Annotated in this window: 20 protein-coding genes; 8 read left to right on the forward strand and 12 right to left on the reverse strand. The window is 54.0% G+C overall.

Annotation, left to right across the window (positions count from 1 at the left end; all coding sequences use genetic code 11):
* Nucleotides 1-40: 40 nt before the first annotated feature.
* Nucleotides 41-640 carry a hypothetical protein gene (locus Poly24_RS06605; protein WP_145092214.1) on the reverse strand — a complete coding sequence of 200 codons (600 nt, stop codon included), beginning with the start codon at nucleotides 638-640 and terminating at the stop codon, nucleotides 41-43.
* 215 nt (nucleotides 641-855) lie between these two features.
* Between Poly24_RS06605 and Poly24_RS06610 the strand changes: the two genes are divergently transcribed.
* The 7 genes from Poly24_RS06610 to Poly24_RS06640 all read left to right on the forward strand — a co-directional run bounded on the left by Poly24_RS06610 (nucleotide 856) and on the right by Poly24_RS06640 (nucleotide 3,795).
* Nucleotides 856-1,155: a hypothetical protein gene (locus Poly24_RS06610; RefSeq protein ID WP_145090837.1), complete on the forward strand. Its 300-nt coding sequence runs from the start codon at nucleotides 856-858 to the stop codon at nucleotides 1,153-1,155.
* The gene (locus Poly24_RS06615; protein WP_145090840.1) at nucleotides 1,152-1,451 is read left to right on the forward strand and encodes a hypothetical protein; all 300 of its coding nucleotides are present in this window, start codon (nucleotides 1,152-1,154) and stop codon (nucleotides 1,449-1,451) included. The genes Poly24_RS06610 and Poly24_RS06615 overlap by 4 nt, the downstream gene beginning before the upstream one ends.
* A gap of 131 nt (nucleotides 1,452-1,582) precedes the next feature.
* On the forward strand, nucleotides 1,583-1,780 hold the full coding sequence (locus Poly24_RS27810) for a carbon storage regulator (RefSeq protein ID WP_145090844.1): 198 nt from the start codon (nucleotides 1,583-1,585) through the stop codon (nucleotides 1,778-1,780).
* A 4-nt stretch (nucleotides 1,781-1,784) separates the two neighbouring features.
* A complete protein-coding gene (locus tag Poly24_RS06625; RefSeq protein ID WP_145092217.1) occupies nucleotides 1,785-2,171 on the forward strand; it encodes an ASCH domain-containing protein in 387 nt (128 codons plus the stop codon).
* The gene (locus Poly24_RS06630) at nucleotides 2,159-2,392 is read left to right on the forward strand and encodes a hypothetical protein (RefSeq protein WP_145090849.1); all 234 of its coding nucleotides are present in this window, start codon (nucleotides 2,159-2,161) and stop codon (nucleotides 2,390-2,392) included. The genes Poly24_RS06625 and Poly24_RS06630 overlap by 13 nt, the downstream gene beginning before the upstream one ends.
* A gap of 3 nt (nucleotides 2,393-2,395) precedes the next feature.
* The gene (locus tag Poly24_RS06635; RefSeq protein WP_197452378.1) at nucleotides 2,396-3,436 is read left to right on the forward strand and encodes a helix-turn-helix domain-containing protein; all 1,041 of its coding nucleotides are present in this window, start codon (nucleotides 2,396-2,398) and stop codon (nucleotides 3,434-3,436) included.
* Between the two features lie 38 nt (nucleotides 3,437-3,474).
* On the forward strand, nucleotides 3,475-3,795 hold the full coding sequence (locus tag Poly24_RS06640; RefSeq protein WP_145090855.1) for a hypothetical protein: 321 nt from the start codon (nucleotides 3,475-3,477) through the stop codon (nucleotides 3,793-3,795).
* A 70-nt stretch (nucleotides 3,796-3,865) separates the two neighbouring features.
* Here Poly24_RS06640 and Poly24_RS06645 read toward each other — a convergent pair whose 3' ends face one another.
* The 9 genes from Poly24_RS06645 to Poly24_RS06685 all read right to left on the reverse strand — a co-directional run bounded on the left by Poly24_RS06645 (nucleotide 3,866) and on the right by Poly24_RS06685 (nucleotide 11,212).
* On the reverse strand, nucleotides 3,866-4,333 hold the full coding sequence (locus Poly24_RS06645; protein ID WP_145092222.1) for a hypothetical protein: 468 nt from the start codon (nucleotides 4,331-4,333) through the stop codon (nucleotides 3,866-3,868).
* Nucleotides 4,334-5,070: 737 nt separating this feature from the next.
* Nucleotides 5,071-5,493: a hypothetical protein gene (locus Poly24_RS06650; protein ID WP_145092225.1), complete on the reverse strand. Its 423-nt coding sequence runs from the start codon at nucleotides 5,491-5,493 to the stop codon at nucleotides 5,071-5,073.
* A 617-nt stretch (nucleotides 5,494-6,110) separates the two neighbouring features.
* The gene (locus Poly24_RS06655; RefSeq protein WP_145092228.1) at nucleotides 6,111-6,623 is read right to left on the reverse strand and encodes a hypothetical protein; all 513 of its coding nucleotides are present in this window, start codon (nucleotides 6,621-6,623) and stop codon (nucleotides 6,111-6,113) included.
* 676 nt (nucleotides 6,624-7,299) lie between these two features.
* Nucleotides 7,300-7,908 carry a hypothetical protein gene (locus Poly24_RS06660; protein ID WP_145092233.1) on the reverse strand — a complete coding sequence of 203 codons (609 nt, stop codon included), beginning with the start codon at nucleotides 7,906-7,908 and terminating at the stop codon, nucleotides 7,300-7,302.
* A gap of 256 nt (nucleotides 7,909-8,164) precedes the next feature.
* On the reverse strand, nucleotides 8,165-8,404 hold the full coding sequence (locus Poly24_RS06665) for a hypothetical protein (RefSeq protein ID WP_145092237.1): 240 nt from the start codon (nucleotides 8,402-8,404) through the stop codon (nucleotides 8,165-8,167).
* An 842-nt stretch (nucleotides 8,405-9,246) separates the two neighbouring features.
* On the reverse strand, nucleotides 9,247-9,513 hold the full coding sequence (locus Poly24_RS27305) for a hypothetical protein (protein ID WP_145092241.1): 267 nt from the start codon (nucleotides 9,511-9,513) through the stop codon (nucleotides 9,247-9,249).
* Between the two features lie 188 nt (nucleotides 9,514-9,701).
* Nucleotides 9,702-10,055: a hypothetical protein gene (locus Poly24_RS06675; protein WP_145092244.1), complete on the reverse strand. Its 354-nt coding sequence runs from the start codon at nucleotides 10,053-10,055 to the stop codon at nucleotides 9,702-9,704.
* A 120-nt stretch (nucleotides 10,056-10,175) separates the two neighbouring features.
* The gene (locus Poly24_RS06680; protein ID WP_145092247.1) at nucleotides 10,176-10,619 is read right to left on the reverse strand and encodes an NADAR family protein; all 444 of its coding nucleotides are present in this window, start codon (nucleotides 10,617-10,619) and stop codon (nucleotides 10,176-10,178) included.
* A gap of 98 nt (nucleotides 10,620-10,717) precedes the next feature.
* Nucleotides 10,718-11,212, reverse strand: coding sequence for a hypothetical protein (locus Poly24_RS06685; protein WP_145092250.1), 495 nt, complete (start codon nucleotides 11,210-11,212; stop codon nucleotides 10,718-10,720).
* A 49-nt stretch (nucleotides 11,213-11,261) separates the two neighbouring features.
* Here Poly24_RS06685 and Poly24_RS27815 point away from each other — a divergent pair, with 49 nt between their 5' ends.
* Nucleotides 11,262-11,432, forward strand: a complete 171-nt coding sequence (locus Poly24_RS27815) for a Rieske 2Fe-2S domain-containing protein (protein ID WP_391556905.1) — start codon at nucleotides 11,262-11,264, stop codon at nucleotides 11,430-11,432.
* Between the two features lie 441 nt (nucleotides 11,433-11,873).
* On the opposite strand, the gene Poly24_RS06695 is transcribed toward Poly24_RS27815, so the two are convergent.
* Both Poly24_RS06695 and Poly24_RS06700 read right to left on the reverse strand, forming a co-directional pair.
* A complete protein-coding gene (locus Poly24_RS06695; protein WP_145092255.1) occupies nucleotides 11,874-12,401 on the reverse strand; it encodes a hypothetical protein in 528 nt (175 codons plus the stop codon).
* 116 nt (nucleotides 12,402-12,517) lie between these two features.
* The gene (locus Poly24_RS06700; protein WP_145092258.1) at nucleotides 12,518-13,324 is read right to left on the reverse strand and encodes a hypothetical protein; all 807 of its coding nucleotides are present in this window, start codon (nucleotides 13,322-13,324) and stop codon (nucleotides 12,518-12,520) included.
* Nucleotides 13,325-13,443: the final 119 nt, after the last annotated feature.

Below are 13,443 nucleotides of genomic sequence, written 5' to 3' on the forward strand. Positions count from 1 at the left end.
CGTTCGGGGTCGGCTTCTCGCTGTCGGTATTGGTCCGCAACTAACGCGATGGCTCGAATTGGAATAGCTGGAATTCTGGCGTCACTGAATTGGAGTCAACCAACACGATGTGCCCGTACTCTTTTTGCCCGATCGGAAACACGCAGCGGAGCGTGAGCGACTCACCCGGTTTAACGATGATTGCAGGATCCATGAAGAACGAACAGTCCGACGTCAAATCGCATCGCGAGAAATCAATTGTTTGCGATCGACTTCGTTCGGCAGCGATCACCGTTCGTTGTGGCGGTATCGATCCGCCGTTGTTCGATGTGACTCGCGGAACAGTCCGCTGCAGCTCAAATCCGAACAACACGAGGTCGCGACCACCGTTGTTCTGGATGATGCAGTTGGCCGTGTCTTCCGCGATGCGAATTGTACGCAGCACCACAAGCAGTGGCGATTCCCGCCACTGCTTGACGTTGTCCAGTTCGATCGTCAATGCATCCTGCTTGCTGGCGATGAACTGTGCATTTTGCGAAGCCTTGTCGGCCGCAGCGTTGCCAGCATTGATCTGCAAAGCAGCTATTCCAATGCTCACCACGGCACCGATCGCGGCGATGGCACATTGCAGAACGCATCCGGAATCGTCGTTGTCATTCATTGAATCAGGATCCATTTGCACTGCATCGGTCGGCGAAAGTGCCCCACGTCTATTGTTTTCCAGCGAACCACTAATGATCGCAATCCCTGAGCGGTTGAACCAACTGCAAATGGTCAAAAAGGATGGTGCCCGTAGCAAACGCACGGGCCCGAATTGAACGAGATGGAACTTCGGCAGCGCTGAATCCGAACCAACCAAACCAAGAGAACAACACAATGCAAGTGACGATGGAATCGACCGACGTAAAACTCGACATCGACGGCGTCCCGTGCCGGCTGTGGAACGGCGTCACCCCCGGTGGCGTGACATGTTTGGTGATGGTGCATCGCATCGGCGTTCACGCATTGGACGACGATAGTGAGTTTTCTGAGTTGGAGCCAAGGCCCGGCAAACTCACCTGTGTTGACTATGAGCTATTGCGTGCGGTCCTTGAAACTGCCGAGAGCGACGACGCTGTCATGCGAGGCTTCGACCAGCAGGTGATCACCGATCTACGGGAGATTCTGCAGCGATGAGTCATACCGCCGAATTGAGTCTGAAGAACTTGCATCTGTTGTCGCCCGATCTGGCAACCGACTTCAGCGAACAGTTGCACGCGGCCGTGGTGGATTGTCGGCAACGACCAAGCTTGGCAGAGAAACGCGAAGTGACGATCAAGCTGATCGTGCAACCACACCCGGAAGATCCCGACGACGTCACGATCCAACCGGTCACGTCGCGAAAAACGCCAGCACGAAAGATCGACGTGGTTCGCGCACGGCGAACCACGCGCAATCAACTGCAATTCGACTTCGATGAAGAGTTGTTGTGAACGCCCGTAAACAAAGCGACGTTCGTTTGGGATGCGGTGGCTGTCTATGCCCCAGCCACCGTGCAGGTTCGAAACCTGCCGTCGCTTTTGGTGAATTGTATTTGTTTGTTCAATCGTAAGGAGTTAGCAGGATGTTAGTCCTAGCCAGAAACCCAGGCCAATCGATATACATTTGTGGCAAAGTGATCCGCGTTACCGTGGTTCGTGTTCTCGGAAACCGCATCTACCTTGGATTCGACGCGCCTCGCGAAGTTGACATCGTGCGAAGTGAGCTGGTTGACGATTTGGGTGACGATGGAGACTCCGCGAATATCAAAGTGGAGGCCTGAAGCGATGGTCGCCTACAACTTCCAAAGCCAGTTCGTCGATGCGAGCGAATCAGGTACCAAATCGCATACAGTACGCCGGATAATCAAACGGCGACATGCACGCGAAGGCGATCGATTGCAGCTCTACACCGGCATGCGAACGAAAGCATGCCGCAAGATCCTCGATCCGGATCCTGTCTGCTTGAAGGTGCAAAACATCGTGTTGGAGGTTGGCGACGAATCAATCGTTGCCGCTGAGATCGACGGCACGCCAGTCAACGATCTTGCCCCTTTCGCGAGCTCAGACGGGTTCGAATCGCTCGAAACATTCCATCGGTTCTGGCGGATGTTTCATGGCGTTGGCACCTTCCACGGCAAGCTGATTGCATGGGGGGCGGAATGCCACGAATAGCAACGTTGTCGCGCCCGATCGTCCGTCGCATCGAGCCGAAGCTAATCGTTCGGATCACGCCTGACGGCGTCTCAATCCGCGGATATCGCCGTCGTCGATGGCGTGACGTTTCATGGGCGCAGCTGGCATCGCTTGCCGACGACCAGCTGCCATTGGTCAAGCATTGCCAATTGGCCGATGGTCAAGAACAACTTCGCAAACTCGGTGCGATTGAGGATTGATCGGTGCGAGGCGCAAAGCAACAAACGATCGATTTCACGCGCGGCGACCAGCTGGGATTGCTGAAGTCTCTGCCGATCAAGTCCGCCGACGTCGGCGATGGCAAAGCGGCGGCGCGTGTCAGCTCACGCATGGCGCTAAGCGTGCTGCGCGCGATTGATGACTACTGCGGCAAGAGTGGTCGCTGTTGGGCTTCGGCCGCGACGATCGGTGCCGACATCAATTGCAGCGAACGGAGTGTACGCCGTGCCATTCGGCTGCTTGAGTCAGAACAGTTGATCGTGATTGAGCACAGGCACGGTCGAAGCCCCATCATGGTGATCAATTGGGGCGAAATCTCTCTGCGTGTATCGAAAGCAAACGCCACCGCAACCCCGGACATTTTCCCCTCCGGCAACCCCGGACATTTTTTTGCTAACCCCGGACAGTCTGACACGAACCCCGGACAGTCTGACCGGAACCCCGGACAATATGTCCGACGAACCGTAAGTAACCGAAAAAGAACCGCTCTCCCCCCTCCCCCCCAAAACACGAGCGGGAGTGAGGGGAGCGATTTTGATTTGCCTCCCCCGATCGAAGAGACCGCGACCTGGCACCACGTAGCCCAGCGCCTCGCGTTATCCGGCATCCGGGAATGGCGTCGAGCTTTAGCTGACCTGCAGGCAGCCGTCGACGTCAAGCACGCCACGCGATTGCTCGATGTGTACACCGACCGCGTCGGTGCCTATGGACCGTTTGCCCTGTACCGCCGCTGTCGCAACGCCTCCGCTGTGTTGCCGCCGGAGGATGGTTGGCCTGACCCGAAGCCGGAATCGGCTTACGCACGCGACCACGTCGCTGCAGAGCGGATCCTCGCAGCGGTACACCGCGACGCGGCAAATCGTGAATCGCTCGGATACGACAAGCCGAGCCCAAAGGCCATCGCGGCAGTGGCTGCGGATCGAATGGCCGCTGCTGGACTCGGTTGCGACCTGCTACCGGAGCGCTACCGGCAGTTGCTAGAACGCAATTCCCGAACCGACAAGGAACGCCAAATGTGCAGTTAAGTTACGGGATCGAGCCAACCATTTTCGAGGTTAAGCAAATGCCAGATCGAGAAAGATCTTTGATTGGCAATCCGGGATCGCACGATCCGTTGGAGGATCGCAATAAAGCGTCGGATGAGGTGGAACGTTGGGTTGTCGATAGGTATGGGCCAATCGAAACGGAATACGTCGACATGCCCCAGTTTGTGGACGGCAATGTCGTCGCAGTCGCGGTCCCGTTACTTCGCGGTGTGCAGATCGGCATGGGGTCATCGCGGCAGTTGGCGATCCACGATCTCTATCTTCGACTGACGACAAACCCGGTACTTGAAACATCGTTGCCGCCATGGTGGCAGAAACGTGTCGAGGGATCCCGATAACGTCCCGCGTCACCGGACGGCAAACCATTTGTATAAACTGTCCACCGCCGCTCCGTTTGCACGCGATGGTTTATCCGTCATTATGCCCCGGCCAGTCGCGAAGGTCGTAGTGTTGAGCAGCGAAGGCTTGGGCCGCCCGGATCGCGGCGTCGCTTGCAGCCAATCTTTGCCGTGAATCCGGGGAACGGCTAGACAATGCGAGTTCGGTCAATCGGATGCAGAAAATCCGCTCGACGTCCTTGGATGTATCGAGGTGCAGTTGTGCCGAAAAGACAATCCGAGCGACGTCGTCAGGATTCGCGGACTGTTGATTGTCCGGATCAACAATTGAAAGCAGTTCGGCTGTGTTTGCCATCACAGAGTCAAATCGCTTTTCGAGTCGCAAACGGGCAGCGTCTGCAATCGCAGATTGGAGTTCGTGTGCATGGGTTGCCGCACTCGTAGAGGCAGATGTCTTCCATTGCACAAAAGCCGCAATAAGCGAGGTTGAGAGCATTCCGAAAACAGTAAGACATGTTGCTACAACGACGTCAGACAAATGATGACCCTTCTTATCTATGTGGGGATACTAAGGCGTGGTGTCGCAAGAGGGCTTGAAAGCACTTCAGTCAAATTAACGACAGCCGTAACCGGGCGGCCGCAAAAAGACCATGAATTCAAAACCCGCGTGGTCGGCCACTCCGGGTGACGGCCTGGTTATGCCGTGTATGGGCATGCGATCACCGGCGATCCTCGACAGCAACCACGCTATCGATGGGCACAAGATCAGACAAATCGACTTTGCCGACGCGGTTGTTGTCGTGGAAGCGAACAGATGCAAACCCCGGCATGAAATCATCATCGAATTCCAGAATCGCACAGACGCGACCGCGATGTTTTTTCTTTTGCGGGTTCAACGGTTCGACGCGGTATGTTTCGCCGATCGTCAGCGTTACAGTCTCGCGCCTTTTGCGACCAGACCCAGATTGAATCGTGTGCGACTCCTTCATGCCATTGACCTCCGTGCGGCTTTTGTTTGTTGGATCAGAAGAAAAGAGGTTCGATCACTTCGGATCGTCGCGATCCTCCATCGGGAATCGCAGCTTTATGAGAGGCTACGGATTCCTTCGCGGACGGAGTCTTCCTTGAACTCAGGGTCATCCAGAAGCGAAAAATCAAAGTGGTCGAACAATTTAGATCTCTCTAGCGGAATAACGTTACGCATCAGCCGGGACGGGCGAACTACTTGCAAGCAGACGAAAAAACTGACCACCCGTCCTCGGTTGCATGCGATGGTTATCCGATTATTTGAGTGAGGAAGACGAGAAGGCTGCCATCACCATTCCAGTATGCGAACCGACCGTCAGTCAATTGGGCGCAACGGTAAGTCTCGATATTGTCCATCGGTTCGTGGATGTCATATTCCGGCGCAGGCGGGCACCAAGAATGATCGATGAAGTGATCGCCGTCAATGCGCCAGGTATTTGGGGTCGGTCCTGAAAACGAGGTCGGCATCGAGTACGTCCCGTCCGCCCGAAAGTCATAGTCGAATAATTCGGTATGTCGGTAGTCGAGCGAACTACGCCAGCGACCAACAAGCGCAGCCGAATCGACGGTATCAAGCAGGTCGCATCCCGCCTTCTTTGCAACGTCGCCTCGAACCAACGCAGCGTATTCTGCGTCGGAGTCTTTGTGGTCGATCGGGCGAAAGTCATACATGTTCGTTGAGGCTCAGAATTCGAGCATTTCAGTCGGATAACAATGTTTCTCACCCACTTTCCCGAGAGAGAATATGGGTATTTGACTTGTTCTCTCTGGGGAACCGGTGAGAACAAGTGTCGCGTGAGCGACATATTCACCCCGATAATGCCGTAGCGAATGGGATAGGCAACCTGTTCTCACCGTTTCGCGTTGCACAAGCGAACGCTGGGAACACGACGTTAGCTCTTTTGGGGGAGGTTGTCAATCTTTATCGAACCGGGCGGATCACGGCCGCGGCCTTAAAGTGCAGTCGCGATCATTCTCGCGTGGAAGACGTGGCTCGGTTGCTGACGGGGGAGGGGCATATTGTGGCGCGGCCCGGTTTGCGTAGACCGACCGCCAGCGCAGATATTTTTCCGGACTTTTTTGAGGGGGGGGCCCCTCGCTAATCTCGTCCGGACATCCTGCGGGCGTCGAGCTTCCGGCTACGATTCGTAACGTTAAAAAACACCTAATGGCGTGCCGGGCGAATCGATTTCATTCAGATAACGCTCGCAATCACCGGGCTGGCGCGAGTGTTTGTCAATGTGAAAACCGGCCGGTCGCCAGCTCCGGTGCATTGCATTGGTTAGCCATCATTTCAAGTTGACGACTCGTGGTTTTCCGACCATACGATCAAAGTCGGATGGCGGATTGGCACCATGCCAATCTTTCGGAATCTCCAGTTCGGCGAGTGCTGCAGGCAAGTGGTCCTGCTGCCGTGTCATGTAGAAGCTCAAAGGAAATTTCACAAACGTGTCATTCGTCATTTCAGGCGGTATCTCTTGCATTCGGACCTTGCACCGGTCAGGTTGATTTGTTTGCCAGAGTCGTAGCATTGGGAATCCGCGTACGATGATTCCGTTCTTTGCCGGAATCCAAGGAACCTCCCCGAAACTGTAGCCCTGATCCAGGAGTGCAAAGACGGCCTTCTGATTGGGTTGGATGATCAGATAAATAAAAGTCTGCTGGTAGTGTGATGACCAAATTCCAGTAAATGCATCTGACGCAATTTTCGTTTCGTCATCCGCTTCACAGCAGGGTTTCAGCGAGAGGCAAGCCATTGCGCTCCCAATCGATATCGCCGCTCTTCGTCGAGATGGATTCATTATTGTTCCCAGATGGCTAACGACCAAAATCAGCCGGTTGCGGCGGTTGATCTGGAACTTTGAAACACGCAGCGACCGCAACTCGGCTGCATTTTATTGTTATCCGCCCGCGGAGAGCGTGCGGGAAGGTGAGCATCACTGAGTTTAGAACTTTGGGAAGACACGGTGGCGATTAGACGATTGGCCAAACAATGGAGTGAAGTAGCCGACGTAACGGTCGATTGCAGCCAAGCAAAGCAATACCCCCGCGGTGAGAGACGCAAATATGTACCAGTTTTGGCCGGCGTAGACAGCATAGCAGAGACCCGCAAGGAGAACCCACTTTGGATGAATGCTGTTGCCACCAAGCAATTGAATACAGAGTAACGTACTGGCAATGCCCGCAGCTGCGCACGGCACAACGACGAGGAAATGGTTGAAGTCAAGCCAAGTCCCGACGGCCGTAAGAGCGAATGGCGCAAGGAACGCAGCGATCGCAAGCACCGGGCGAGTCGTCGGGACACCGAGTAACTGATCAACTCTACGTTGAGCTTTGCGTGTGATTGCCATTGTTTCGGGCCAATGGAAACTGGATGAGTAGGTAATTTTGATCGGATAACGACCGCGTTAACGCGGCGGGCGCGTTGGACTATGATATCAAAATCCGCGTGATCGCCCGCTCGCGTTCAACGCATGGTTATTTGCTTTGTGATTCCGTGGCAGCGATGAGTCGACCTCGCCAAACACCGCTTGGCACAGGATCGTGGAGGTCCCACGTCTCTGGGTATTGCATTGCCTGAACACGAAATAAATACTCTTGACCGGTGGGTGACGTCGCAATCACATCCACGACTTTTGATTCGAATGCGCCGTAAGTTAACATCAACTCTGCGCGTCCTGGGTTTGAAAAGCCCGGTGCTGTATCCCACTTCAAGGACGTATCTGCTGAAGGTGCGGCGCTCGAATTGATGCTGGCACTCTTGATTTTCAGTTCGACGGTTGAACTTGGCGAATTGGGGTTCAATTGCACTGGCTCGTAATGCGTCAGGGATTCATACGCCACTGTGGCGTCAAACGAATTCTCGCATGAAACTTTGCAGCGGCGATCGTGAAACAGGTCAGCGTCCTTCGAAATGTATGAGCGAACCAGATCACACGCTACGCCTTCCGGGCTCTCCGAACCGGTCGGAAGCGCCTGTGTTGAAATTGCGTCGGACTGCGGCCGAATTCTGCCAGTCAAGCAGGCACACGAAATGAGGGCTACTACGGCGGCTGTTACTGCGAATCGTTTAGAGTAGGCAATCATGTTCTCGTCCTGACCGTTGGCAAATAACGAGCAAAATCACCGGGTTGCCGACAGCGACGTTGATTTCAAATTCGGCCCGGTCGGCAACTCCGGTGCATTTTTTTGTTATGCCGTTCGATCTGCCTTGATGACACGGACGAACCGTAGCAAACGGTGAGTGTACTTAGGTTACAAACAATTTGGCGATCTGGTGTTTGGCATCTCTTCTCACCGCGACGTACTCGCAGTGAACTGGCATAGGACTCTGGCATGTAAATCACTCGGAAGAGGCGGCGTTGTTATTGGGCGAATCGGGATCTTCCTCCGAGGTATCAGCCGCAGTTGAATCGGGTGCCGACTGATTTTCTGGGTTGTTGTGCATTTCTTCCCCCAGTTCGCGGAGTTCATTTACCGTCTGTTGTCGTCGAGCTTCCTCGGCTTGCTGTTGGCGTGCTGCCGTGTCGCAGCCCAGGCAAACGACAAATGTCAATGAAGTGAGGATCAACGATTGACGCATAGGGTTTGGGTCTCCAGTGAGCAGGGGACGCGTGAGTTTGTCACCGAGGATGGACACGCGGGTTGTGGCATAACGACAGGGTTCAGCGGGCGGGCGCGATTGAGCAACCATTGCCGAATCGCTCTGTCGCCCGCTCCGTTGCAACCCATTGTTCGCCATTTGCCTTAGTTGCATTTGTCCTAGTTGAACGACGCAGAAGGTAAATACGGTACGACGGAAGCAAGAGGAATAGAATCAAAATCGCCCAATGGGAAACACCGAATGTTATTGATCGGAACTGCTCGCCATTACTTGATCTTCGGAAGTCTTGCCAACGGAGCGGTCCCCATCCAGACATTGCACTGTCATTCGTAGGCACTCGACCATCACCTACAAAGACGTTTGTCGCATAGGGACTTCGGTCGTATCGAAAACGAGGCTTTCCCTTGCTCATGTCAGCACTTACGTGATAGCCCCAAACAAGTTGGCCGTCATAGGGTGCAACAGAGCCTGCAATAATGTTGATCCACAATCGACTATCGGAAGTTAAGTAAACTTCATTAGATGCAGCGCGTCCGTTAGCGAGATAGCGATTATAGGTCAAGCTTGCGGAGTCAACGCCGGAGGTACTGCGCATCCACAGCAAACATATTGCTGCGCAACCAATGAGCGATGAGACCCAAAGGAGGTTAAGAAATCGTCGTTTCATTTGCTGCTCCTCGCATTCCGTTGGCGAACGGTACGGTTCAGCGGGGCCGCGCGAACGACTCACCACTTCAAAAAACGTCAACTCGCGGCCTCCGTTGCAACCGATGGTTACCCGCTCATTGGAGCCACACCTATCCACAATGAGTACGCAAGGATCACTGGGGCGAAGATCCGTCAACGAGCAGCAATTCCCATAGTATGCGCCCAAACAAGATCACAATCAAACCGATCAACCCAATCGCGATCGAACCAATCGAAGGAGCAAGTATTACGCATACGGAAATCATCGCAAAACCAACTCCTTTGATTGCAATTCCAATTCGATCCACGAAATCGTGTCCACGCCCCCACGACGGAATCCAAAAAGCGTCGGCGAAGTGAAAGTACGCAATCAGCCAGAACAAAGCGGCAAACATCATCACGAAAACGTTGGCATCGGGAAACACCGCAAGACCGAGCCCGAGTGAAAATCCTGCCAGCCCGATGTGCGTCAACAGTTGAAGTGTGCCACTCATGTTTCAGTCGGGTAACGCTACGCGTAACCGGGAACGCGCGGGAAGGTCTCTAACGGCCAAATCGCTTAGCTCGCGTTCTCCGGTTCACGCGATGGTTACCCGTCGTTTTGCTGTGTGTGTTGGTAGCCCGGATCATCCGCAGTCAATCGATCGGAACCTATGTCAATGGTAAGCGGCCTTCGAAGTTTGCACCAGCTACCGACCCAAGCAATGCCAGCAATAAACATGATAGGTATCAAGATGCGTGTAAGTGTCATCGACGATTGGATTGATTCGGCGAGGTCCTCTTCAATCGGTGCCGATCCTCCCAGTGCAATTGCATTGAAGCTTCGCACCATTCCATGAACCGTTCCGAAAACGGAAATGACAATGCATCCGAACAGAATGAGCGCGGCAACAGATTTGATTCGGCGCAATCGTCGTTCGGCCGGAGATTGTTGTTTACGCATTGGTCAGTGTCGGAAACCGCTTTGAGTTAGTCGGGGAACGGCACGCGTCACCGGGTACGCGCGAAAGATTCTCAATTTCAAAACCGCCTGACTCGCGTACTCCGGTGCACGCGATGGTTATCAGCCGCGCTGGATTCGTGCGCGTAGTTCGACAAGCATTTGACCCAGCATATTGCGTCCGGTACCGTCGCCGCCGTCTCCCCAGTATCCGTCGTTCTTTGTGTGTTCCACAATCATAGCGTCGCCAGTGCCAAGCAGTAGTTCCCTCAGATCAGGATGTTGTGTGAATTTGGCGTAGAGTGCGACACGCATGATATCGTCCTTCACGTCCTCCCAGTCAGAACGAAGAGGGCGCTGCCGATCACGTCCCATTCGTGCAGCCTTCATCGGAGACTCGACGAGCCGAATCTCCTCAGCATGTTGAGTCCCAGCAAACTTTTGTGCCTGGAAGTAGTGTTCAGTCGTAGGCCATGTTGCGCCATCGAGTTCAATCGGATACGCGGCGAAATTCGAGAACGCACCGTACTCGTCGTCGACCAAGTAGAAGTTGATGGTTTCAGGCATGTGCGATTTCAGTCTGATAACGGTACGCGTAACCGGGCACGCGCGAAAGGTTTTCAACTTCAAAACGCTCGGCTCGCGTGCTCCGGTTCACGCGATGGTTACCCCATGTGTGGGATTCGCGGATAGCGGTTCACCCACAAGTTTACGCAAACGGCAATCGGGGTCGGGAGCGCAAGTATAGCAAACATCGCAACGATCGGAGCCTCCGTCCAGTCAACCTCAGCGAAGAACTGCTTGTCGATCGCCCAGATGAGCCAGAGCCCAAGCAGATGGACGGGAATATAGCCGAGCCAAGTAACGTATGGAACAATGCCAAGGCAAACGCCGAAAAGTGCCGCGTAGAACCCAACACCAATGACGATGATGCCAAACTGTCCGTAGTTCGGAGGCGACTTAAAGGGTGGCGTCATCAAGAGTTCAATTGCCGCAATCAAGACGAGGAAGCCAACCGTGCCGACCAACGCACCACCGAGACATCCGAACGCACTGAGTTGGCCAGCAATTTCAGGTCGGGGTTTAGGGATACGTTGCCGTATTGGTGGCGTATCCCGGTTGGCGTCATCCGATGGAGGCTGGAACGGGTTGTCCGTCATGTCTATGTCAGTCGGGTAACGGCACCCGTCACCGAGTACGGAAGGTTGAGTGTCCATTTGGAAAACCGCGCAAGCCGTACTTCGGTGCACGGGATGGTTCTGTCAGCATTTGAATTCCGATCTACGACTGAACAAGCCGGAAAACAATCATCAAAACGACAATTGCCCCTATCACGGCAAGCATGCAGGTGGCGAAGACAAGCCCCCACATAAAGTATGACAAATACCATCGCTGCAATGTTTGCGCGTCTGTAGCTATTTCGGAATCATCAACCCTGACTACGTATCGCATTCTGGGCAAAAGCCACATCGGTCCAAGCGAACGCACAACTCCGCTAAGCTCCTTATCGCCGGATCGAAGCTGAAAATTGGTCTGAGTATTGAATCCTGCTGTGTCGAACTTCGGGATATAGGTTCGTCCGCCAACTCGAACTTCAAAACCTGCCAGCAACCACAAGAAGACACCAAACGGTCGGAAGTGGACTTCGATTTCGCTATTTTCAAAACTGTATGTGCGCATTGAGTTGTCCTAGCGAAATCAACGTGTACACGATGGACAGAACGTCACGATTCAGCGGGCGGCGGCGAGAGACTCAGCCATTGCCAAAACGGCGACCACCGCCGCTCCGTTGCAATCGATGGTTCTGCTCTTGCGCTCGGGTTAAGGAATGGCAAAGTGAGTAGCCGAGAGCAAGGTTAGCAGCGTCGAGGTGTCAATGCAAATCCGATGAGAGAAAGGCGTACCAGCGAAAATGTTGGTCAGGAACGACGTGATGAGCAGCAGAGCAAATGCGGCAGCTACGGTGTGTTCGAGTTGAGCCAAGGTACAGAATCCGTGAATTTGAGAATCCCAGAGCTGCGGGAAGCCTGGTGGCAGTAGAACCAGCAACCAGAACAAATGCCAAACAGCGAAGAAGATCAGGAACGTAGTGGTGCAGGTCCGAATCGTGTCGCCGCTATCGGCTGTGACCAATCGCCAACGATGATACGGAGGTTTGGGTTGTCCATTGGTTCGTGCCAAAAGCCATGCGAACGCGGAGAGCACTAGATAGTGAATTGCGGTAATTCCGATTGCCACAAGCAATGCAAAAACGCCACGCCACATCCCAATTGCAGAAACGGTAACGATCGCAAAGAGCGTGCGAGTATTGAACGAGAATGGCGTCTCGACGCGACGTTTGATTCTCATTCTGAGATGGGTGTTTCCTTCGTAGCAGAACGGTAGGGTTCACTAGGCACGGCGAATTAGTTTTCCACTGCAATACGCCAGATGCCGTGCTCTAGTGCAACCCATGGTTCGGCGACTTAGCGTGAAGAACAGTAGGGATCAAAAAGCCACTTGGCACCAGTCAGGAGCGACAGGAAATACGAGTCAACGACTTTGGTCAGATTCCCGGCTTCGACGAGTCCACAGTTTTCGTGGAGAAACCAAAACACCTTTTCACCATCGGCAAGCAACCGGTCGCCAGTGCTGTTCGTATAGAACCATAAAGCACGGTCGAGGTCGGAAACGCCATGAGAATCAGGGATTGGGAGCGATGAAGCGTCGAACCTAAGGCTGGACAGATTATCAAACCCGCCCGCTTCAAACACATCGCCCTCAATCGTTCCATCAATGAGTTCGTAGATGTCTTGCAACGCGACCGGCAAATCAAAAAGCGGTTTGTTGGAGGCAAGCCGAAAGTCACAGAAACGTCTTGGGTGAGGCAAAAAGCCCCGGACGAATACTTCAGTTTGCACAGATGGACCAAATTCGGCACGATGGAGATGGAGCCCGCATTGATTCGTTGCAGCCATCGCCAAAAGCCAGTTCTTCATCCCTGCAATCCGTGCTCGTCGAGCGAGCCAATTGAAGTACGCGCGTGGGTTTCTATAAATTGCGACATGGTGGTCAGTCAGACGGTCGGTGAACAACTCAAGGAACGAAGTCGGAACCGTCTCAAGACTGACGCCTGGCGGAAGATAGAGCGACTCACCACCAAACACATTGGACCGCATCTCGTACTGTTGATTTCCCACAGTCTTGCTCATTTGCCGAACGGTTGGCATGACCGGGCGACCGCAGCGGAGTTTCCAACTACCAAAACGCGTTAACGGTCGCTCCGTGTCCATGCCTTGGTTCCTCCTCGTTGGGGCACGGCAACCCTGCGAAGTCGGGAAACGTTGATTGATCCTACCACCCGTTCCACCAATTTAGGCAACCGTTAATCGGTCGTGGGGATGGTTCACCG

Source organism: Rosistilla carotiformis, from assembly GCF_007753095.1.
GTDB lineage: Bacteria > Planctomycetota > Planctomycetia > Pirellulales > Pirellulaceae > Rosistilla > Rosistilla carotiformis.